Origin of the sequence: Enterobacter sp. JMULE2, from assembly GCF_013337145.1 — a bacterium.
GTDB classification, from domain to species: Bacteria; Pseudomonadota; Gammaproteobacteria; order Enterobacterales; family Enterobacteriaceae; genus Enterobacter; species Enterobacter mori.
Map to the genome: position 1 here is coordinate 1447366 of NZ_SGWD01000010.1, position 21018 is coordinate 1468383.

The window sequence follows — 21018 nt, forward strand, 5'->3', positions numbered from 1 at the left end:
TATCCTGTTACTTCACAAGCCCTTGTTGTTTCAGGAAGTCGGCCGCCACTTTTTTGGCATCCAGTCCCTCAACGGCAATGCTGGCGTTCAGCTGCTGCAGCGTTTTTTCATCCAGTTTTTCAAAGGCCGGTTTGAGCCAATCTGCAATATCCGGGTAGGCTTTCAGCACCGCTTCGCGCACTACCGGGGTCGGGGCGTAAATCGGCTGGACGCCTTTCGGGTCGGTCAGGGTTTGCAGTCCAAGGGCCGCAACCGGGCCGTCGGTGCCGTAGGCCATCGCGGCATTCACGCCGGAGGTTTGCTGCGCGGCGGCTTTGATGGTCACTGCCGTATCACCGCCGGCCAGAGAGAGCAGCTGGGCCTGGTCAAGCTTGAAGTCGTAGGCTTTTTCGAACGCAGGCAGCGCGTCAGGACGTTCGATAAATTCAGCCGACGCAGCGAGTTTGAAATCGCCCTTCTCTTTCAGGTAGCGGCTGAGATCCGCGAGCGAGGTCAGCTTGCCCTTCTCCGCCACGTCCTTACGCACCGCAATGGTCCAGGTGTTGTTCGCAGGCGCAGGCGTCAGCCAGACCAGCTTGTTCTGCTCCGCGTCCAGCTTTTTGACTTTCTCATAGCCCGCTTTGGCGTTTTTCCACGCCGCATCGTTCTCATCTTTGAAGAAGAATGCGCCGTTTCCGGTGTATTCCGGGTAGATATCCAGCTCGCCGGAGGTAATCGCACCGCGCACGACGGGCGTTGTACCGAGCTGAACTTTGTTGACCGTTTTGACCCCGTGGCTCTCAAGCACCTGCAAAATAATATTGCCGAGCAGCGCCCCTTCGGTATCAATCTTTGATCCCACTTTAACAGGCTCAGCCGCTTGAAGCGGCAGGCTAAGTGCGGCCAGTAACACCGCAGAGCCTAACATCCCCTTATTAATCGTCATTCCGCTGTCCTCATTTTTTTATCGCCTTTTTCAGAGGCTTGAGAGAAAAGCGTAGCTTAAAACGGCGTGTTTAACCGTCAAAATGCCTTTTTAGCATAAGGTAAGACGCATCCCCCGTGAGGCGGGGGATGCGAAGGAAGGGACGATTACTGCAGTTCGAACTCGCCTTTATTCACCCGGGCGGAATCCACGCCGATGAATACGTTAAACTTGCCGGGTTCCACAACGTATTTCATCTGCTGGTTCCAGAACTTCAGCGCATCGACGTCAATCGGGAAGCTTACGGTTTTGGTTTCGCCAGGCTTGAGTGACACCTTGTCGAAACCGCGCAGCTGCTTCACCGGACGGCTCATGGACGCGGTAACATCCTGAACGTACATCTGGATCACCGTCGCGCCTTCGCGCTTGCCGGTATTGGTCACGTCCACGCTGGCGGTGACCTTGCCGTCACGCTTCATAGTAGGCGCTGACATTTTCACGTCAGAGACCTTAAAGGTGGTGTAGCTCAGACCGTAACCAAACGGATACAGCGGGCCGTTGGCTTCGTCGAAGTAGCGCGAGGTGTACTTGTTCGGCTTGTCGGCGTTATATGGACGACCGGTGTTCAGGTGGCTGTAGTACACCGGGATCTGCCCGACGGAGCGCGGGAAGGACATCGGCAGCTTGCCCGACGGGTTGTAATCGCCAAACAGCACGTCAGCAATAGCGTTACCGCCTTCAGTACCGGCGAACCAGGTTTCCAGAATAGCATCAGCCTGCTGGTCTTCTTTCACCAGCGCCAGCGGACGGCCGTTCATCAGCACCAGCACCAGCGGTTTGCCGGTGGCCTTCAGGGCGGCGATCAGATCGCGCTGGCTTTGCGGAATGGTGATATCGGTACGGCTGGAGGCTTCGTGCGCCATCCCCTGCGCTTCCCCCACGACCGCGACAACGACGTCAGACTGTTTGGCGGTGTTAACCGCTTCGTCGATCATCTCTTTTGGCGTGCGCGGATCGACCTTCACCGCTTCCTCGTACTGATTGAGGAAGGTGACGATGTCTTTATCGTCGGTGACGTTTGCGCCTTTGGCGTACACCACTTTCGCGTTTTCACCGACGGCATTTTTAATGCCGGTCAGCACGGTGACGGACTGATCCGCCACGCCAGCCGCAGACCAGCTGCCCATCACGTCGCGCTTGCTGTCGGCCAGCGGGCCCACCACGGCGATGGTGCCGGATTTTTTCAGCGGCAGCGTGTCGAGGCGGTTTTTCAGCAGCACCAGGCTTTCGCGCGCAACTTCACGCGCCTCTTTGCGGTGCAGACGGCTTTCGGCATTGGTGTCAGCCGGGTCAGAGTCCTTCGGTCCAAGATGGCTGTAAGGATCGTTAAACAGCCCCATGTCATATTTCACGTTCAGCACGTGGCGCGTGGCATCGTCCAGCTCCGCCATCGTCACCTTGCCGCTCTTCACCAGCCCCGGCAGGTATTTGCTGTAGTACTCGTCGCTCATGCTCATGTTGATGCCGGACTTGAGCGCCACGCGCACCGCATCTTCCGGATCGGACGCCGTGCCGTGTTTAATTAGCTCTTTAATCGCGCCGTGGTCAGAGACGGTAATGCCCTTAAAGCCCCACTGGTCGCGCAGCACGTCTTTCAGCAGCCAGGAATCGGACGTCGCTGGCGTGCCGTTCAGCGAGTTCAGCGCCACCATCACCGCGCCGCTGCCCGCATCCAGACCGGCCTTGTACGGCGGCATGTAGTCGTTGAACAGGCGCTGCGGGCTCATGTCGACGGTGTTGTACTCTTTACCGCCTTCAACCGCGCCATACGCGGCGAAGTGCTTCACGCTGGTCATCACCGAGTAGCGGTCGGCCGGGCTTTTGCCCTGCATCGCTTCCACCATGGTTTTACCCATTGTGGCCGTTAAATACGTATCTTCACCAAAGCCTTCCGACGCGCGGCCCCAGCGCGGATCGCGGGAAACATCGACCATCGGCGCCCAGGTCATGTTCAGGCCGTCGTCCGCCGCTTCATACGCCGACACGCGCCCGACGGTTTTCACCGCGTCGAGGTTAAAGGAGGAGGCTAACCCGAGGCTAATCGGGAAGACGGTACGCTGGCCGTGCAGCACGTCATAGGCAAAGAAGAGAGGGATCTTCAGGCGGCTGAGTTCCATCACCTGATCCTGCATTTTGCGGATATCCTGACGGGTGACGGTGTTAAAAATCGCCCCCACCTGGCTCTCTTTAATCATCTCACGGATGGCCTCTTTCGGGTTATCCGGGCCGACGCTGATAAGACGCAGCTGACCGATTTTCTCATCAACCGTCATCTTTTTGAGCAATTCCGTGACAAACGCGTCGCGGGCTTCAGGCGTGAGCGGGTGATTACCAAACAAATCTTCTGCGAGCGCAGGTTGCAGCGCCAGGCTGACGGCGACACCTACAGAACATAGCCATTTCATGTCGTTATACTCTCTCATCAATAACCGCCGGACGATCTCGGCCATACCGTGCGAAAAGCGCAGTGTGCCACAAACCCTTTGAACCTTGCAGGGTTATTCTCTGATTTTTCTCGTGAATACTCGACCGCTTAACAGTTAATCGCGCTATGCTTTACAGCGAGAAATTTGCCCCACCACAAGGAGTGGAAGATGTCTTCTGTTCGAACTGACGATAACAATACTTTTATTAACGAACTGTCGCGCCTGGTTGGTCACTCTCACCTGCTTACTGACCCGGCTAAAACCGCCCGCTACCGCAAGGGTTTCCGTTCCGGCCAGGGTGACGCGCTGGCCGTGGTCTTCCCCGGCACGCTGCTTGAGCTGTGGCGCGTGCTGAGCGCCTGCGTCGCCGCCGACAAGATTATTTTAATGCAGGCCGCCAATACCGGCCTGACCGAAGGCTCCACGCCGAACGGCAATGATTACGATCGTGACATCGTGATTATCAGCACCCTGCGCCTCGACAAACTTCACCTGCTGGACAAAGGCGAACAGGTGTTGGCCTTCCCAGGCACCACGCTCTACACGCTGGAAAAAGCGCTTAAGCCGCTGGGACGCGAACCGCACTCGGTGATCGGCTCCTCCTGTATTGGCGCGTCGGTGATCGGCGGGATCTGCAATAACTCCGGCGGCTCGCTGGTGCAGCGCGGCCCAGCGTATACCGAGATGTCGCTGTATGCCCGCATCGACGAAAACGGCAAGCTGACGCTGGTGAACCATCTGGGTATCGATCTCGGCGTGACGCCGGAGCAGATCCTGAGCAAGCTTGACGATGACCGCGTGAAGGACGAAGACGTTCAGCACGATGGCCGCCACGCGCACGATCATGATTACGTCACCCGCGTGCGGGATATCGACGCCGACACCCCGGCGCGCTATAACGCTGACCCGGACCGCCTGTTTGAATCCTCCGGCTGCGCGGGCAAGCTCGCCGTTTTTGCCGTGCGTCTTGATACCTTCCCGGCAGAGAAAAAGCAGCAGGTATTTTACATCGGCACCAATCAGCCCGAGGTGTTGACCGAAATCCGTCGTCATATTCTGGGCGAATTTACCCACCTGCCGGTCGCGGGCGAATATATGCACCGGGATATATACGACATCGCCGAGCGCTACGGGAAAGACACCTTCCTGATGATCGACAAACTCGGCACCGACAAAATGCCGTTCTTCTTCACCATGAAGGGCCGCACCGACGCGATGCTCGATAAAGTGTCGCTGTTCAAACCGCACTTCACCGACCGCTTTATGCAGAAGCTGGGCAACGTTTTTCCGGCGCATTTACCGGAGCGAATGAAAACCTGGCGCGATAAGTATGAGCACCACCTGCTGCTGAAGACGGCCGGAGACGGGATTGCTGAAGCACAAAACTGGCTGACCGAGTTCTTCAAGACGGCTGAGGGTGATTTCTTTGCCTGCACGCCGGAAGAAGGCAGCAAAGCCTTCCTGCATCGTTTCGCCGCCGCGGGCGCAGCCATCCGTTATCAGGCGGTGCATTCCGAAGAGGTGGAAGATATTCTGGCGCTGGATATCGCCCTGCGACGCAACGATACCGAATGGTTTGAGCACCTGCCGCCGGAGATCGACAGCAAGCTGGTGCACAAGCTCTATTACGGCCACTTTATGTGCTACGTCTTCCATCAGGATTACATCGTTAAAAAAGGCGTCGACGCGCACGCGCTTAAAGAGCAGATGCTCGCCCTGTTACATGAACGTGGCGCGCAATATCCTGCAGAACACAACGTAGGGCATCTTTATAAAGCGCCTGACGCACTTAAGCAGTTTTATCGCGAGAATGACCCTACAAATAGTATGAATCCCGGCATTGGTAAGACAACGCGGAAGAAATACTGGAAAGAAGAGGCAGATGCGGAGCAGCCCATAACGCAAGCATCTGATTAATTCATACAGCCATATTTGAGAGATTGTTAAGCGCTCCTTAATCGTACTAGAGTAGCGATCTGTCGCCGGAGAGACGTTTCTCCGGCATTCTACGATAAGGAGCGGGCACATCATGTCGGCTGTAGATATTTTATCCGAAACCGAACTGGAGGTGCGTGATGCCCTGCCAGATGATGCGCATGCCATCTCGGCCATCTATGCATGGCATGTACTCCATGGCCGCGCATCCTTCGAAGAAGTTCCCCCCACCGTAGACGAAATGCGTAAGCGTATGAAAAACGTCACCGACAGCGGCTTGCCGTGGCTGGTCGCGCTGTACCGCGGTATCGTCGTCGGCTATTGCTATGCCACTCCGTATCGTCCGCGACAGGCTTATCGCTTTACGCTGGAAGAATCAATCTATGTGGATGCCAGCACCACGGGCCGTGGATTTGGCTCGACGATGCTGAGCGCGCTGATCGCACGCTGCGAGCAGGGCCCGTGGCGGCAGATGATTGCCGTTGTGGGTGACGGGAATAACAACTCGGGCTCGCTGCGCTTACATAAAAAGCACGGTTTTGATGTCGTGGGTCAATTGCGAAGCGTTGGGTATAAGAAAGGCGACTGGCGGGATACGTTGATAATGCAGCGCCCGCTCAACGACGGTGACTGGACGCTGCCGGAGTAGGCGCTTTCGCCCGGTGGCGCTTCGCTTACCGGGCCTACGTGTCGAGGTCTTTGTAGGCCGGGTAAGGCGAAGCCGCCACCCGGCGCTGACAAACGACTCAGTCGTTCTGCGCCGTCGCCATCTGTTCCGCTTTCTGCTTTTTATACGTCAGCGCCGCGGCCGGAACCGGCTGCACTTTCCCGGTCTCAATCCACGTCCGCAGGCGGCTGGCATCCGCGAAGTGGGTATATTTTCCGAAGGCATCCATCACCACCAGCGCAACCGGCTTGCCGTTAAACACGGTGCGCATCACCAGGCAGTGGCCTGCCGCATTGGTAAACCCGGTTTTGGTTAACTGGATATTCCAGTTCTCGCGATACACCAGATGGTTAGTGTTGCGGAACGGCAGCGTGTAGGACGGGTTAGAGAACGTCGCCATGTCCTCACGCGTGGTGCTGAGCTGGCCAAGCAGCGGGTACTGCTTGCTGGCAATCAGCATCTTCGTCAGGTCACGCGCCGTTGAGACGTTATGAATCGACAGCCCGGTCGGCTCCACATAGCGGGTATTGGTCATCCCCAGCGATTTGGCTTTGGCATTCATCGCACGAATAAACGCATCATAGCCGCCCGGATAGTGGTGCGCCAGGCTGGCTGCCGCGCGGTTTTCGGAGGACATCAGCGCCAGCAGCAGCATGTCCTTACGGCTGATTTCACTGTTCAGACGCACGCGGGAGTAGACGCCTTTCATTTCCGGCGTGTGGCTGATATCGACCTTCAGTTTTTCATCCAGCGGCAGTCGTGCATCAAGCACCACCATCGCGGTCATTAATTTGGTAATGGAGGCGATCGGACGCACCAGATCCGGGTGGCTGGCATAGATCACTTTGTTGGTGTTGAGATCGACGATCATCGCGCTGCCGGAGGCAATTTGCGGTTGTGCCGCCGCGGAGGTCACCGCAGGCGTTTTGGCGATGGCTGGCAAGGCAGCGGACGCACCCAGCAGCAGCGCCAGGCTCAGTAATGAAACTCGGAATTTCAGCATGGTGAGACTTCTGATAATTATTCACGCACGTAATGACGTACACCGCCTGCGTCAACGGATAAACGCAGGCTGGCTTCGGCATCATAGCGGTCACCGTGCGTTGTCGCCAGCGGAGAATCGTGAACAGATGCTGCATTGCTGGCATTTACGCCAGCAATGCAGTGAGCTTAAAAGAGACGGTATCCATAACCCCACAGAATAACCGTCAGAGCCAGTAACGCCTCCAGGACCAGAACCCCGATGGCAAGCGTGGAGCTGGAGAAGCTCAGGCCCTCTTCTTTATTGATATTCAGGAAGGTTGGCACCCCTACATACAGCAGATAACCGGTGTAAAAGAGGGCAACAGTACCGATCAGCGCGCACAGCCAGACCAGTGGATAGAGCGCAACAATACCGCTTAAGAACAGCGGGGTCGCGACATATCCGGCAAAGACCATACAGTGGGCCAGCGACGGACGCTGCGGGTAGTTTCGCGCCATCCAGTGAATAACGCGCCCCATCACCGCCACACCCGCCAGCATCAGGCCGTAAAAGATGACGGCAAGATACAGCCCGGTAAACCAGGAGAGCTGAACCACGGTGCCATCACCAAAATTCCAGCCGATTTGTGTTGTGCCTATAAACGCACAGATTACCGGCACCGCTGCCATCAGCAGCACATGGTGCGTGTAATGATGCGCGACCGTTTCGTTCTCGCTTCTGATCACGTGCATTTCACGATCGGGATGGGAGAAGAGTCCCCAGACATGGTTCATAGCGCCCCCTTGTTGTCGGCCCGTCAGCGATACACTAAGTATAATGCAGGCTTTAGATTATTTTATGTACAGCGGGAAAATTCCGTTGATTGCCGCACGGTTGATTCTGGGGGTATATGATTAATGCAGGCTCGAACAGGGAGATAACTCAGACGTAATGGATATCAACGGACTCATTGAACAATATGGATATGCCGCGCTGGTCATCGGTAGCGTGGCAGAAGGCGAAACCATCACGCTGTTAGGCGGCGTTGCGGCGCATCAGGGATTGCTGAAATTCCCGCTGGTCGTCGCCGCGGTCGCGCTGGGCGGGATGATTGGCGATCAGCTGCTCTACTTTTTGGGGCTGCGCTTCGGGCCGACGCTGCTTAAGCGTTTCGCAAAGCATCAAAAGAAAATCCGCCGCGCTCAGCGCCTCATTCAGCGTCATCCCTATCTGTTCGTCATTGGCACCCGCTTTATGTACGGCTTTCGCATTATCGGGCCGATTCTGATCGGTGCCAGCCGTCTACCGCCCAAAATATTTCTGCCGCTCAATATTGTAGGCGCGATTGCCTGGGCGCTGATCTTCACCACGCTCGGCTACGTGGGCGGAGAGGTGATCGGACCGTGGCTGCATAATCTCGATCAGCATATTAAACACTGGGCGTGGCTGATTCTGGTGGTTGTGGCGGTGATTGGGGTCAGGCTGTGGATGCGGCACAGGGAGAAGAGGCGTGATGAGGATTAGCTTAGTGCGGTCTGTTGCCCTCTCTCACAGGCAGAGGAGGTTTTAAGTTCCCTCTCCCCTTGGGAGAGGGTTAGGGTGAGGGGACACTTACCCCTACGGCTTAAACTGCGGATTCGCCAGCATAAATCCGCCGTCAACGATAAAGGATTGCCCCGTCGTGTAGCTGGCGTCGCTGTCGCACAGCCACGCCACCAGGCTGGCGATCTCTTTGGTATGCCCCGGCCTTGCCAGCGGGATTTCCGGCATTGAGCCTTCTTTCACTTCGCTATCATCCATGTCGTTCATCGGCGTGGCAATCGCCCCGGGCGCAACGGCGTTCACCAGAATCTTGTGCTTAACCAGCTCCAGCGCCATGGATTTGGTTAAGCCACCCAGCGCATGTTTTGCCGCGGTATAGGCGCTGGCGTCAGGCAGCGGCGTGTGCTCATGCACCGAGGTTATGTTCACAATTCGCCCCCCTTCCCCCTGCTTCACCATCTGCCGCGCGGCAATCTGCGAACAGAGAAACGCGCCGTCCACGTCAACGGTGAAAATGTTCCGCCAGTCGTCAAACGGCATCTCAAGGAATGGCGCTTTGGTCATCGCCCCGGCATTGTTGACCAGTACATCAAGCCGACCGAAACGCGCAATCAGCGTATCAATGGCCTTTGCACCGTCCGGCAACGTGCTCAGATCAAGCTGGATAGCCTCTGCACGTTGCCCCCTCGCCTCAACCTCACGACAGGTTTCCCGCGCGCCGCTTTCATCGGAATGCCATGTGACACCGACATCAAAGCCGCGCTCTGCCAGCATCAGCGCGGTGGTTTTACCGATACCGGAATCCGATGCCGTCACAATTGCTACTCGGGTCATACTCACCTCCTGAAAATGTGCAAAGAGGTAAGTATAGATAATCACCCTTTTTAGCTGTGATGATAGCCACCACCCAGCGCGGACGTCAGCTGTAGCGTGGCATCCACGTACTGCCCTTTCAGGGTTAGCGTAGCGATATGTTCCTTGAGTGCCGGAATTTTAGCCTCGCTGACGCGGGAACCGGCAATAATCCCGGCGCTAAAGCGCGCCTGTGCCAGTGCCACCACGCGCGCAGCATCTTTCTCGACCTGCTGCTGTTGCTGGTTTTTGGCGGTCAGGGTTTCAACTTCACTGGCCGTGCGCGCCACCTGGTTAACGGCATCGACCACCGCCTTGTTGTAGTTCGCCACCGACAGGTTGTTCTGCGCCTGGGCGATATCCAGATTCGCATTCAGCCTGCCGCTGTCGAAGATCGGCAGCGTCAGCCCCGCGGTGACACCCATTTGCTGGGCGGAGGAACGGAACAGATCGCTCAGATGCAGGGCATCCTGCTGCAGGAATGCCATCAGGTTCACGTCGGGATAGAAGGCGGCTTTGGCTGCATCCACTTCGCTCAGGGAAGCTTCAATGTACCAGTGCGCCTCCTGCAGATCAGGGCGGCGAGCCAGCAGTTCGTATCCCAGCGTGGCGGGCAACGCCGCTTCCGCTGTCGGTAAAGCATGGCGAGTCAGCTTCATCGAGGAGGTATTGGTCAGGGCCTGCAGACGTGCCTCAACGGCTTTCATTTTGCCTTTTACCCCGGCAAGCTGCTCTTCGGTTTTGCTGGCATTGATATCGGTTTCGACACCTTCTACCGAGGAGGTGATCCCGTGCTGATACAGCTCGCGGTCGGCACCGATGATATTTTCCTGCTCGTGTTTAATCTCTGCGAGAACCTCCCCCACCGCGGCCTGGGTCTGCCACTCCCAGTAAAGCCGCGCGACGCTGCTGGCCAACAGCTGACGCGTCTGCTCCATCTCGGCTTTCTGGGCGTTGACCTTGCCGATGCGGGCTTCAACCTGCGCGCGGTTTTTCCCCCACAAATCGAGATCCCAGCCCGCTGTCAGGCCAAATGTTCCGTTGGTGTACCACGGCCCGGTCGTACCCGCAGCCGGATCGGTAATGGCGAAGGGTCCCATCAACCCTTCCGCAGACATTTTTTGCCGTTCCGCATCGGCTGAAAAATCAATCTGTGGGCCATCTGCCGCCATGGTGGCTTTCGCCTGCGCTTCCGCGAGCGTAATACGCTGTCGGGCGATTTGCATATCCGGCGCATCATTTAGCGCCTTCGCGATCAGCGAATTAAGCTGCGGATCGTTATAATCTTTCCACCATTCGTTTTTCGGCCAGCTGGTTCGGCTTAGCCGTGTATTGACCGACGCCGCAGTGGCTTGCGCGTTAATTGGCGATACGCTGGCATGTTCCGGCGCGCAGGCAGCCAGAATTAAGACAAGAGGGGCACTCAGAGATAAAATAAGAGAACGTTTCATGACGCCATAACTCAAAAAATTAAAGGCGCAAATTACGCTTGATGCCATTCTGTTTTTTAGTAACGCGTGGCAATCCGCAAATTGTCATACATTTTCATATTCGGCAATTTATTCCCAATCACAATGAATAAATTCAACATATTCATGCCAATTATGAATTGACTGCTACACTTATTCAGTGTCATACACGGGCAGGAGAAGGGAATGAAAATATTACTGTGGGTTATTTTAATTATATTTTTGATAGGGCTGTTAGTGGTTACCGGCGTATTCAAAATGATTTTCTGACCTATTTGCCCGGCACTGCGCCGGGCGTCGTTATTCCATTCAGGCTTTCAGCGATGCCCCCTTCGTGGCAATCACCTCTTTATACCAGTAAAAACTCTTTTTGCGGCTGCGGGTCAGGGTGCCTTTACCGCTGTCGTCGCGGTCTACGTAAATAAAGCCATAGCGCTTGGACAGTTCCGCTTTGGACGCGCTCACCAGATCGATCGGCCCCCAGCTGGTGTAACCCATTACCTCGACGCCGTCGTCAATGGCCTCACGCACCTGCACCAGGTGGTCGTTAAGGTAGCTGATGCGGTAGTCGTCCTGCACCACGCCGTCGGCGTCCGGTTTGTCCTTCGCGCCAAGGCCGTTTTCTACAATAAACAACGGCTTCTGATAGCGATCCCAGAGTACGTTCAGCAGCGTGCGCAGGCCCACCGGGTCAATCTGCCAACCCCACTCGGAGCTTGCCAGATGCGGGTTTGGCACCATGCTCAGGATGTTGCCCCGCGCCTGCTGGTTCAACTCTTCATCGGTTGTCACGCAGCCAGTCATGTAATAGCTGAACGAGATAAAATCGACGGTGGATTTCAGCGCATCACGGTCGGCGTCGGTGATATCAATCTGGATGCCGCTGTCGCGGAAGAAGCGCAGCATATAGCCTGGGTACGCTCCGCGGCACTGCACGTCGCCAAAGAACTGCCAGGCGCGGTTCTCCTGCAGCGCTTCCAGCACGTCTTCCGGCCTGCAGGTCAGCGGGTACATCAGGCCGCCCAGCAGCATGTTGCCAATTTTTGCATCCGGGATAATCTCGTGGCAGGCTTTCACCGCCAGCGCGCTGGCCACCAGCTGATGGTGGATCGCCTGATACACTTCCCCTTTACTGCTGGTTTCGGGCAGGCCCACGCCGGTCATCGGCGCATGCAGAGACATGTTGATTTCGTTGAAGGTCAGCCACAGCTTCACCTTCTCCCCGTAGCGCGCAAACACGGTGCGGGCGTAGCGCTCAAAGAAGGTAATCGTCTGACGGCTGCCCCAGCCGCCGTACTGCTTCACCAGCCCCCACGGCATCTCATAGTGCGACAGCGTGACCAGCGGGGTGATGTCGTGCGCGGCCAGCTCGTCAAACAGCCTGTCGTAAAACGCCAGCCCCGCTTCGTTTGGCGCCTGCTCATCGCCGTTCGGGAAGATACGCGTCCAGGCAATGGAGACGCGCAGGCAGCTAAAGCCCATTTCGGCAAAGAGTTTGATATCTTCCGGGTAGCGGTGATAGAAGTCGATGGCGACATCCTTAATGCCGCTGTCGCCCGCCACGCGCTCCACCACCGGGCCAAACACCCCCTGCGGCTGGACGTCTGAGGTGGACAGCCCTTTTCCATCCTCCAGATACGCGCCTTCTACCTGATTCGCGGCAACCGCGCCGCCCCATAAAAAATCGTCCGGGAAAGTCTTCATCACGTTCTCCTGTTATTGATGGCTTACGCTGAGCAGCGGTGCACCGGCGTTAACGGACGCTGCCGCCACGGTCGCCACCTCGCGATACTCGTCGCTGTTACTGATAATGATCGGCGTCGCCAGGTCGTATCCGGCATCGATAATCGCCTGACGATCAAACTCCAGCAGCAGGTCGCCCGGCTGCACCCTGTCGCCCACCTTCACGTGGGCGGTAAACGGTTTACCATCGAGCTTCACGGTGTCGATCCCGACGTGGATTAACACTTCAATGCCGCTGTCGCTGAGCAGGCCAATGGCGTGTTTGGTCTGGAAAAGAGAGGCAACAACACCCGCAAACGGGGCAACCACCCTGTTGTCGGAGGGAATGATGGCAGCACCGCTGCCCAGCAGGCCGCTGGCAAAGGTGGTATCGGGCACCTGATCGAGCGCCAGCACGGTACCAGTCATCGGAGCCAGCACATCGTTTTCACCCGCTGGCGCAACCGCCTCGGGCGCTGAGCGTGCTGGCATGCCCGCCACCAGCGTCAGGACGCAGCTCAGCACCAGCGCCACCACGGTGCCGATGATGCCGCCCCACAGCGTGGCATCTACCCCACCCGGCGGGATCATCTGGGCGATGGTAAAGACGTTGGCAAAGCCGAAGGAGTACACGTGGGTGTCGCTGAAGCCGACAATCGCGCCGCCGATTGCCCCCGCCACGCAGCCGAAAATAAAGGGTCTGCGCAGCGGCAGGTTAACGCCATAGACTGCCGGTTCGGTGATGCCGAAAATCCCTGCCGTTACGGACGACCCGGCCAGCATTTTCTGACGCGCATCGCGAGTGCGCAGGAAAATCCCCAGCGCCGCGCCGACCTGGCCGAACACCGCAGGCAGCAGCATCGGCAGCATAGAATCATGCCCCAGCACCGCCAGGTTGTTGATCATCAGCGGCACCAGCCCCCAGTGCAGGCCGAAGATGACGCAGACCTGCCACAGCGCGCCCATCGCCGCGCCCGCCAGCCACGGTGCCAGGACGTAAATCCACTGGTAGCCGTTGGCCAGCAGCTGGCTGAGCCAGGTTGCCAGCGGGCCAATCACCAGGAAGGTCAGCGGAACGGTCACGCCTAAGCAGATCAGCGGCGCGAAGAAGTTTTTCATTGAGGATGGCAGCAGCCTGGTGCTCTGTTTTTCCAGCCAGCAGCTGACCCACGCGGCAAGAATGATGGGGATCACCGACGAGCTGTAGTTGAACCAGGTCACCGGTATGCCGAGAAACGCCTCGGAAACCGCCCCCGGCTGCTGGCTGGCGTTAAACGCCGCAATCATCATCGGGTGGGTGAGCGCCCCACCGATCACCATGGTAATAAAGGGGTTGCCGCCGAATTTCTTGCCCGCGGTATAGCCCAGCACCAGCGGGAAGAAGAAGAACAGCGCGTCGCTGGCCGCGAACCAGATTTTATAGGTGCCGCTTTCAGGTGTGAGCCAGCCGCAGACAACCGCCAGCGCCAGCAGCCCTTTCAGAATACCGGAGGCTGCCAGAATGCCGATAAACGGGGTGAAAATTCCGGAGACGATGTCGATCAGGCGGCCCAGCAGGTTGCCCTTGTCGCCCTTCTCTTCCACGGCTGGCGCATCGTCAGTGAGCCCGGCCTCTTTGCGCACCGCCTGCCAGACGTCATGCACGTGGTTGCCAATCACCACCTGAAACTGGCCGCCGCTTTCGACCACCATAATCACGCCCGGATTTTTCTTCAGCCCTTCGGCATCCGCTTTCTGGTTATCTTTCAGTTTAAAGCGAAGCCGGGTCGCGCAGTGGACAAGGCTGACAATGTTCTCTTTTCCGCCAACGTGGCCGAGAATATCCGTCGCTAAAGCCTGGTATTCCATCTCGATTTCCTTACATCCGATGCCCGCAGGCACCTCTTGACTGAGTATAAAAATAAAAAACCCGAGAACGTCCTCCTTTCGAAGGCCGCGCTCAGGTTTTGCCTGCGTTATGCAGTAACAATCCAGATTTGAGGCTTAACGCCCCTCTTTTCTCACCCGTTCAATATGAATGGCGAGGAACATAATTTCTTCGGTCGTCAGCTCGCGCTGATAGCTTTTGTTCAGGTGCTGCGCGATTTTCTCGGCGCATTTCCATGCTTTCGCGTAGTTGTCCTTTACCGCGGTATGCAGCGAGACATCGTCATCGTCCACCACGGTGCGGGTCAGCATCCGCTGGGCAAAAAACTTCAGATGCGTGACAAAACGCTGATAGCTGAGCGACTCTTCGTCGTACTCCAGCTGTAGCTGATACTTCACCAGTTGCAGGATCTCCTGCATCACCCTTGTCACGTGCATCACTTCCGGCATTTCGCTGTTCAGCTGCGCGGTGACCAGATGCAGCGCGATAAACCCCGCTTCGTCCTCAGCCAGCTCGACGTTCAGGCGTTTGGCGATAATGGCCCTTGCCTCCTGCCCCAGCTCAAACTCCTTCGGATAGAGGCGCTTGATGTCCCACAGCAGCACGTTTTTGATCGCCAGCCCTTTCTTCTGGCGCTCAATCGCGAAGTAGCAGTGATCGGTCAGGGTGATATACAAACTTTCCTGCAATTTCCCCAGCCGCTGCGCCGCCAGCCCAATTATGCGGTCGCAGGTGGTCATCACCTCCAGCGGGATCTGGCTCAGCAGCTCACCGAGACGCTGCACCAGCTCATCGCTCTGTAACGCAAACACCTTTTCAATCAGCGCGGTATCCAGCGCGTCACCCACGCGCCTCTGAAAGGCCAGCCCGCGGCCCATCACCACCTGTTCGCGCCCGCGCTCATCCTGAACAACCACCACGTTATTATTGAGTATCTTGGCGATTTTCATCGGAACCCCAGAAACAAAAAAACCTGACCTCCGGCAGAAGCCAGAAAATCAGGTTTTGCCTGCCGAAGCAGTAACAATCCAGTTCTGGCACTCTATCAGTTTCATTCGTAGCCTCAATACGTCACGCATCAGAAACGTGATGCGGATCGACATTGCTAGAACGTCACAACGGTTTTCAGCTCCGTTACCCAGGCATCCTGCGTCCGGGACACACCGCCCGGATGGTGCCAGTACTGAATGCCCGGCTGCAGCTCCAGCCACGGCACCGGACGGAAGCGATAGTAAAACTCACCGTTCAGGGAGTGGCCCGGCACCGGGTGATACGCCGGATCGTTATAGTCCGACACGCCGCTCAGGCTGTTCATATAGCGCTGGTTGCGGGCGTACTGGCTGCTCATATCAATCCAGGTTAGCCCGAAGCCAATCCAGTCTTGCGGGCGGGCGTCAAACAGCCCGCGGTAGCGCAGCGAGGCAGCATACATCTGATGCATATAGTTGCTGCGCTGATCCGCAAGGCTCATGCTGACCGAGGTGCTCAACCCGCGATTCGGATCGTCCTTGTGCTGCGTGATCTGCTGGTTAAGCCCGGCGTACATGAACCACGTGCGGTTATGCTTCTCGTAACCGTCCAGATCGCTCGCCCCAGCCCCGCCGGATTTTCCGCGGTAGAGATCGGTTTGCGGCGCGTTGGTAAACACCACACCGAGGTTATAGGCGCCCGGCAGACCGTTAATCAGCGGACGCGCTTCGATTTCGACCGGGAGCAAGACCCCTTTGCTGCCCTTCGTCGACCAGCTCCACGCGTGGCTGCGGCTGGAGGCGTCCGGGTTTTGCTCCATCACGCCGCCTTTTAAGGTGACGGTTGGCGTGAGCTTATACTCCAGCGTGGTGCCCCAGGTGTGAACGTTCCAGTTGTTCCAGGTCAGCGAGTTGGCCGATTTCCCGCCGCACTGGGAGAGCAGCTGAAAGTCGCACGGGATGATCTGGTCGAAGGTCTGCACCTTGTTCATCATGCCGATACGCCAGGTGAGGCGTCGGTCATCAAAGCTGCGGGCAAACGTCAGCCAGCCCAGACGGGTAATCGACTGTCCGCCCCAGCTCTCCTGGGTCAGGTCGTTAAAGTTGACGCGCGGATCCTGCACGCGTTTGGTGGTGAGGTCGTCGTTGTGGTTGCGGTTGACGATGTTCCCCTCGATACGCGCATCCGGGATGCCCGTCCAGCGCTCCAGATCCTGGTTGAAGGTCAGCGCGAACTGGTCAATATAGGCCACGTGGGAGTCGTGGTTATATCCGCCACCGCCGTTCCAGCCAATTTCATTCAGGTATCCGAGGTTATAGGTAAAACCGTTATCGTTAAGGATTTTACGTATGCCGAGCATTTCGCCCAGAACAGGCTCCGGCGGGGCTTCAAACCCTAATACCGTTCCATTCCACTCCTGCGCCATTGTTAAAGGCGATATCATCAATAAAGCGAGGGCATAGAGATTATTTTTATTTGTCATAATAGCAACCTGTAGCTGAGTATTAGTGCGTAACCGTTCGCAGGAAATTTTTCTATTTCCCGTCGTGTTTTAATTATTCGTTCCAGCAAAAAGCGTTAGGCCAAATGGTTCTCCTGCGTGAATGACAGGCAAAAAAAAACCTAAGCGCTCCACAGCGGTTAATGCTGTGAAACGCTTAGGTTTTGCCTGTTAACCAGTAACAATCCTGCGTTGAAAACAGTGGCACCTTAACACCGTCACGCCACCTTGAAAACCTGCATCGTTTTATATTTTAAAAAAGTGTGAGCAAATTAACGCTTATTATTTTGACTGGATCACGCGTGCAATATCCGCAGAGGTCTGTAGCGTACGGATCTCCTGAAATAAGCCTAACGCTTCGCTATATTCCTTGCGCAAATAACTGAGCCACTGCTTAATACGCGCAACGTGATACAAACCGGTGTCGCCCTGCTTTTCCAGACGGCTGTATTTTTGCAGCAGCGTGACCACGTCTGCCCACGGCATACGCGGTTCATTATATTTCACCACCCGGCTGAGGTTCGGCACGTTCAGCGCGCCGCGGCCTATCATCACCGCATCACAGCCCGTCTCCTTCATGCAGGCCTGCGCACTTTCGTAGTCCCAGATTTCGCCGTTGGCGATAACCGGAATGCTGAGGCGTTTGCGGATCTCACCAATCGCCTGCCAGTTAATGCGGTCCGCTTTGTAGCCGTCCTCTTTAGTACGTCCGTGCACCACCAGCTCGGTGGCACCGGCCTGCTGCACCGCATCGGCAATTTCAAACTGACGCGCGTCGCTGTCCCAGCCCAGGCGCACTTTGACCGTCACCGGCAGATGCGACGGCACGGCCTCACGCATCGCCTTCGCGCCGCGATAAATGAGTTCAGGATCTTTCAGCAGCGTCGCCCCGCCTCCGCTGCCGTTCACCATCTTCGACGGACAGCCGCAGTTGAGATCGACACCGTAAGAGCCCAGCTCAACCGCACGGGCGGCGTTCTCCGCCAGCCATTCAGGGTACTGCCCCAGCAGCTGAATACGCACCAGCGTACCGGAGGTCGTCCGGCTCTGGTTGTGCAGCTCGGGGCACAGACGGTAGAAGGATTTTACCGGCAACAACATATCGACCACGCGCAAAAACTCCGTCACGCAGAGATCGTAATCGTTCACCTCGGTCAGAAGCTCGCGCACGAGGGAGTCGAGCACGCCTTCCATAGGGGCCAGTAAAACACGCATAGCAGTACCTGTGAAAAAAGACGCGCTATAGTAGCTGCTCTCTATATCGCTGGGAAGCGCTTCTGTTCAGGGAGAAAGTCAGCTGGCGTTGCTCCCACTACAGCACGAAACGCCTCCGCAAATGCCGCCGGGCCGGAAAATCCCAGCATCCAGGCCACCTGCTTAACGGGGTATCCGTTTGCGAGCAGGTCCAGCGAGGCACAAATCCTTGCGCGCTGTCGCCAGGTCCGGAAGCTAAAGCCTGTATCTTTGATAAACGCGCGTGAAAATGTGCGTTCAGACATAGCGGCCTGCTCCGCCAGCCTTTCCATAGAAACACCCCACAGATTGTTGGCAATAATGTCACAGGCAACACGATGTAACCGTTCATCAATAGGCATCGGCAATTCGGCCGAGATCTGCTGCGTTTCACTAAGAATGTCGAGCAGCAAAACAGCCATGCTTCGCTGACTTGCCGGCCGGTATTCCGAACTGAACAGTCCAGCAATCAACTCTTTGAACAACGCAGTCGCCTTAATCACGTGAATATCCTCTTTCCGCTTAAACGGTTTGCATTGCGTTATTAATTCCGGGCTAAACCAGACCGCGCGGAGTTCTGTTGCGGATAACACGCTGTAGGTGTGTTCCTGAAAGGGAGGGATCCACAGCGCACGCTGTGGCGGTATTACCCAGCGTTTGCTGCCGGTTTCGACCAGCATGACGCCTTTGATGGCAAACAAAAGTTGACCTTGTGAATGATGGTGGGGCGGATCCACTTCGCCGCGCGTATAGCTAATTGCCCCTCTGGACCATCCGATAGCATCGTCGTGAATTGGCGTTTTATCGATAACGGTTGGCATTTCACATTCCTCCCTTCCTCTTATGATGCTGCTTGTACACGTAACCGGAGAGAGAAGCAATGCACATTCATTTTATCATTCATGAACATTTCGAAGCGCCAGGCGCCTATGAAATCTGGGGGAAAAGCCGCGGCTGTAGTCTGAGCTACACCCGGGTTTATCAGGATGACCCTTTACCTCAGGAACTGGAGAGCGCAGACATGCTTATCATTATGGGAGGCCCGCAATCACCTGCCACCACGCTTAAGGAGTGCCCCTGGTTTGATGCGCAAGCGGAAATGCGACTCATCGGCCGCGCAATAGAGGCGGGTAAAACGGTGATTGGCGTTTGTCTGGGCTCGCAGCTTATCGGTGAAGCGCTGGGCGCAGCGTTTTGCCACAGCCCGGAAAAAGAGATCGGTAAATTTCCCGTCAGGCTGACAGATGCGGGCAAGGCGAACCCGCTTTTTGAGAATTTTGGCGGAGGGCTGGACGTAGGTCACTGGCATAACGACATGCCAGGGTTGACGCCGCAGGCAAAGGTGCTCGCTTACAGCGAGGGCTGTCCTCGTCAGATCGTGCAATACGGCGAACGGGTTTACGGTTTTCAGTGCCATATGGAGCTAACGTCGGAGGTAGTTGAGCTGCTTATCGAACATTCGCAGAACGATCTCCGCCGTGCGGGAGAATTCCGTTTTGTCGAAACGGCTGAAAAATTACGCTCGCATGATTACCGTGAAATGAATCAAGTGCTGTTTTCTTTTCTGGATAAACTCACCGCCCAACGCAATGCCTGACTCAGAGGCATTTCTCTGGCTCGTCACTTCGCCACTGTAATTCCTTTCCTCTAAACTGTAGCCTGTCCCTGTGCGGTGATACCAGACGTTCCATTCTGGAATGTCTGGTATGCTCAAATTTCATGATGTGATCCGTGGCACATTTCTGGGTTTAATTGTATGATGAATGCGTTTCATCAAGGACTTTCACCATGAGCAAATCACTGAATACAATCTGGCAGTATCTGCGCGCATTCGTCCTGATTTACGCCTGCCTGTACGCCGGGATTTTCATCGCCTCGCTGCTGCCGATCGTTATTCCCGGCAGCATTATCGGGATGCTGATCCTGTTTGTGCTGTTGGCGTTACAGGTGCTGCCCGCGAAGTGGGTCAATCCAGGCTGCTTCGTCCTTATCCGCTACATGGCGCTGCTTTTCGTGCCCATCGGCGTAGGTGTCATGCAATATTACGACGTGCTCAAAGCGCAGTTCGGCCCGATTGTCGTCTCCTGTGCGGTCAGTACGCTGGTGGTATTCCTGGTGGTGAGCTGGAGTTCGCACATCGTGCATGGCGAACGTAAAGTGGTCGGGGAGAAAACAAAAAAATGATGGCCAATATCTGGTGGTCGCTGCCGTTAACCCTGGCGGTGTTCTTCGCTGCACGTAAACTTGCCGTACGCTTCAAAATGCCATTGCTCAACCCGCTGCTGGTGGCGATGGTGGTGATTATTCCGTTCCTGCTGCTCACCGGCATTCCCTACGAACGCTACTTCGCAGGGAGCAAAATTTTAAACGATCTGCTGCAGCCTGCCGTTGTTGCGCTGGCATTTCCTTTATATGAACAGCTGCACCAGATCCGCGCCCGCTGGAAGTCCATCATCACCATCTGCTTTATCGGTAGCCTGGTGGCGATGATCACCGGCACCTCGGTGGCCCTGTTAATGGGAGCCTCTCCGCAGATTGCCGCCTCTATTCTGCCGAAGTCCGTCACCACACCGATTGCGATGGCCGTGGGCGGCAGCATCGGTGGCATTCCGGCTATCAGTGCGATGTGCGTGATTTTCGTCGGGATCCTGGGCGCGGTGTTTGGCCATACCCTGCTGAATCTGATGAAGATCCGCACCAAAGCGGCACGTGGTCTGGCGATGGGGACTGCGTCTCACGCCCTGGGCACCGCGCGCTGCGCCGAAGTGGACTATCAGGAAGGGGCGTTTAGCTCGCTGGCGCTGGTGATCTGCGGGATTATCACCTCCCTGATTGCACCCTTTGTCTTCCCGATTATTCTGGCGGTGATGGGCTAAAATTTGCGATGCGTCGCGCAATTTTCATTTT

At 56.5% G+C, this 21018-nt stretch carries 18 protein-coding genes; 6 read left to right on the forward strand and 12 right to left on the reverse strand.

The window, feature by feature from the left end; all coding sequences use genetic code 11:
- Positions 1-7: 7 nt before the first annotated feature.
- Both EXW94_RS07675 and bglX read right to left on the reverse strand, forming a co-directional pair.
- Positions 8-925, reverse strand: a complete 918-nt coding sequence (locus EXW94_RS07675) for an ABC transporter substrate-binding protein (protein ID WP_174339842.1) — start codon at positions 923-925, stop codon at positions 8-10.
- Positions 926-1071: 146 nt separating this feature from the next.
- Positions 1072-3369: a beta-glucosidase BglX gene (gene bglX / locus EXW94_RS07680; protein WP_108416765.1), complete on the reverse strand. Its 2298-nt coding sequence runs from the start codon at positions 3367-3369 to the stop codon at positions 1072-1074.
- 189 nt (positions 3370-3558) lie between these two features.
- Between bglX and dld the strand changes: the two genes are divergently transcribed.
- Both dld and EXW94_RS07690 read left to right on the forward strand, forming a co-directional pair.
- Positions 3559-5307: a D-lactate dehydrogenase gene (gene dld, locus EXW94_RS07685; protein WP_174339843.1), complete on the forward strand. Its 1749-nt coding sequence runs from the start codon at positions 3559-3561 to the stop codon at positions 5305-5307.
- A gap of 112 nt (positions 5308-5419) precedes the next feature.
- The gene (locus tag EXW94_RS07690) at positions 5420-5974 is read left to right on the forward strand and encodes a GNAT family N-acetyltransferase (RefSeq protein WP_174339844.1); all 555 of its coding nucleotides are present in this window, start codon (positions 5420-5422) and stop codon (positions 5972-5974) included.
- Between the two features lie 97 nt (positions 5975-6071).
- On the opposite strand, the gene pbpG is transcribed toward EXW94_RS07690, so the two are convergent.
- Positions 6072-6995, reverse strand: coding sequence for a D-alanyl-D-alanine endopeptidase (gene pbpG / locus EXW94_RS07695; RefSeq protein ID WP_174339845.1), 924 nt, complete (start codon positions 6993-6995; stop codon positions 6072-6074).
- A gap of 167 nt (positions 6996-7162) precedes the next feature.
- On the reverse strand, positions 7163-7750 hold the full coding sequence (locus EXW94_RS07700; protein WP_010433589.1) for a Yip1 family protein: 588 nt from the start codon (positions 7748-7750) through the stop codon (positions 7163-7165).
- A 157-nt stretch (positions 7751-7907) separates the two neighbouring features.
- Between EXW94_RS07700 and EXW94_RS07705 the strand changes: the two genes are divergently transcribed.
- Positions 7908-8480, forward strand: a complete 573-nt coding sequence (locus tag EXW94_RS07705) for a DedA family protein (RefSeq protein WP_148400408.1) — start codon at positions 7908-7910, stop codon at positions 8478-8480.
- A gap of 93 nt (positions 8481-8573) precedes the next feature.
- On the opposite strand, the gene EXW94_RS07710 is transcribed toward EXW94_RS07705, so the two are convergent.
- From EXW94_RS07710 to EXW94_RS07745, 8 genes are all read right to left on the reverse strand, one after another.
- The gene (locus tag EXW94_RS07710) at positions 8574-9332 is read right to left on the reverse strand and encodes an SDR family oxidoreductase (protein ID WP_174339846.1); all 759 of its coding nucleotides are present in this window, start codon (positions 9330-9332) and stop codon (positions 8574-8576) included.
- A 50-nt stretch (positions 9333-9382) separates the two neighbouring features.
- Positions 9383-10801: a multidrug resistance outer membrane protein MdtQ gene (gene mdtQ / locus EXW94_RS07715; protein ID WP_174339847.1), complete on the reverse strand. Its 1419-nt coding sequence runs from the start codon at positions 10799-10801 to the stop codon at positions 9383-9385.
- Positions 10802-11128: 327 nt separating this feature from the next.
- The gene (locus EXW94_RS07720; protein WP_126817470.1) at positions 11129-12523 is read right to left on the reverse strand and encodes a glycoside hydrolase family 1 protein; all 1395 of its coding nucleotides are present in this window, start codon (positions 12521-12523) and stop codon (positions 11129-11131) included.
- 12 nt (positions 12524-12535) lie between these two features.
- Positions 12536-14500, reverse strand: a complete 1965-nt coding sequence (gene bglF, locus EXW94_RS07725) for a PTS beta-glucoside transporter subunit IIABC (RefSeq protein ID WP_174339949.1) — start codon at positions 14498-14500, stop codon at positions 12536-12538.
- 24 nt (positions 14501-14524) lie between these two features.
- Positions 14525-15358, reverse strand: a complete 834-nt coding sequence (licT, locus tag EXW94_RS07730) for a BglG family transcription antiterminator LicT (RefSeq protein ID WP_120157823.1) — start codon at positions 15356-15358, stop codon at positions 14525-14527.
- Positions 15359-15513: 155 nt separating this feature from the next.
- Positions 15514-16821 (reverse strand): carbohydrate porin, encoded by a 1308-nt coding sequence (locus EXW94_RS07735; RefSeq protein ID WP_375336642.1) that lies wholly within the window; start codon positions 16819-16821, stop codon positions 15514-15516.
- A 339-nt stretch (positions 16822-17160) separates the two neighbouring features.
- On the reverse strand, positions 17161-18093 hold the full coding sequence (dusC, locus tag EXW94_RS07740; protein WP_108416591.1) for a tRNA dihydrouridine(16) synthase DusC: 933 nt from the start codon (positions 18091-18093) through the stop codon (positions 17161-17163).
- A gap of 41 nt (positions 18094-18134) precedes the next feature.
- The gene (locus tag EXW94_RS07745; protein WP_174339849.1) at positions 18135-18932 is read right to left on the reverse strand and encodes a helix-turn-helix domain-containing protein; all 798 of its coding nucleotides are present in this window, start codon (positions 18930-18932) and stop codon (positions 18135-18137) included.
- A 59-nt stretch (positions 18933-18991) separates the two neighbouring features.
- Here EXW94_RS07745 and EXW94_RS07750 point away from each other — a divergent pair, with 59 nt between their 5' ends.
- The 3 genes from EXW94_RS07750 to EXW94_RS07760 all read left to right on the forward strand — a co-directional run bounded on the left by EXW94_RS07750 (position 18992) and on the right by EXW94_RS07760 (position 20987).
- Complete coding sequence (locus EXW94_RS07750; RefSeq protein WP_174339850.1) at positions 18992-19708, forward strand: type 1 glutamine amidotransferase; 717 nt, start codon at positions 18992-18994, stop codon at positions 19706-19708.
- A gap of 191 nt (positions 19709-19899) precedes the next feature.
- Entirely contained in the window at positions 19900-20295 is a 396-nt protein-coding gene (locus EXW94_RS07755; RefSeq protein WP_042715956.1) for a CidA/LrgA family protein, read from the forward strand.
- Positions 20292-20987 carry a CidB/LrgB family autolysis modulator gene (locus tag EXW94_RS07760; protein ID WP_042715955.1) on the forward strand — a complete coding sequence of 232 codons (696 nt, stop codon included), beginning with the start codon at positions 20292-20294 and terminating at the stop codon, positions 20985-20987. Before EXW94_RS07755 ends, EXW94_RS07760 begins: the two co-directional genes overlap by 4 nt.
- The last annotated feature ends 31 nt before the right edge of the window (positions 20988-21018 follow it).

Coding starts and splice junctions, on each gene's coding strand:
- EXW94_RS07675 (WP_174339842.1), bottom strand. CDS start 925: ATGACGATTAATAAGGGGATGTTAGGCTCTGCGGTGTTACTGGCCGCA.
- bglX (WP_108416765.1), bottom strand. CDS start 3,369: ATGAAATGGCTATGTTCTGTAGGTGTCGCCGTCAGCCTGGCGCTGCAA.
- dld (WP_174339843.1), top strand. CDS start 3,559: ATGTCTTCTGTTCGAACTGACGATAACAATACTTTTATTAACGAACTG.
- EXW94_RS07690 (WP_174339844.1), top strand. CDS start 5,420: ATGTCGGCTGTAGATATTTTATCCGAAACCGAACTGGAGGTGCGTGAT.
- pbpG (WP_174339845.1), bottom strand. CDS start 6,995: ATGCTGAAATTCCGAGTTTCATTACTGAGCCTGGCGCTGCTGCTGGGT.
- EXW94_RS07700 (WP_010433589.1), bottom strand. CDS start 7,750: ATGAACCATGTCTGGGGACTCTTCTCCCATCCCGATCGTGAAATGCAC.
- EXW94_RS07705 (WP_148400408.1), top strand. CDS start 7,908: ATGGATATCAACGGACTCATTGAACAATATGGATATGCCGCGCTGGTC.
- EXW94_RS07710 (WP_174339846.1), bottom strand. CDS start 9,332: ATGACCCGAGTAGCAATTGTGACGGCATCGGATTCCGGTATCGGTAAA.
- mdtQ (WP_174339847.1), bottom strand. CDS start 10,801: ATGAAACGTTCTCTTATTTTATCTCTGAGTGCCCCTCTTGTCTTAATT.
- EXW94_RS07720 (WP_126817470.1), bottom strand. CDS start 12,523: ATGAAGACTTTCCCGGACGATTTTTTATGGGGCGGCGCGGTTGCCGCG.
- licT (WP_120157823.1), bottom strand. CDS start 15,358: ATGAAAATCGCCAAGATACTCAATAATAACGTGGTGGTTGTTCAGGAT.
- EXW94_RS07735 (WP_375336642.1), bottom strand. CDS start 16,821: ATGATATCGCCTTTAACAATGGCGCAGGAGTGGAATGGAACGGTATTA.
- dusC (WP_108416591.1), bottom strand. CDS start 18,093: ATGCGTGTTTTACTGGCCCCTATGGAAGGCGTGCTCGACTCCCTCGTG.
- EXW94_RS07745 (WP_174339849.1), bottom strand. CDS start 18,932: ATGCCAACCGTTATCGATAAAACGCCAATTCACGACGATGCTATCGGA.
- EXW94_RS07750 (WP_174339850.1), top strand. CDS start 18,992: ATGCACATTCATTTTATCATTCATGAACATTTCGAAGCGCCAGGCGCC.
- EXW94_RS07755 (WP_042715956.1), top strand. CDS start 19,900: ATGAGCAAATCACTGAATACAATCTGGCAGTATCTGCGCGCATTCGTC.
- EXW94_RS07760 (WP_042715955.1), top strand. CDS start 20,292: ATGATGGCCAATATCTGGTGGTCGCTGCCGTTAACCCTGGCGGTGTTC.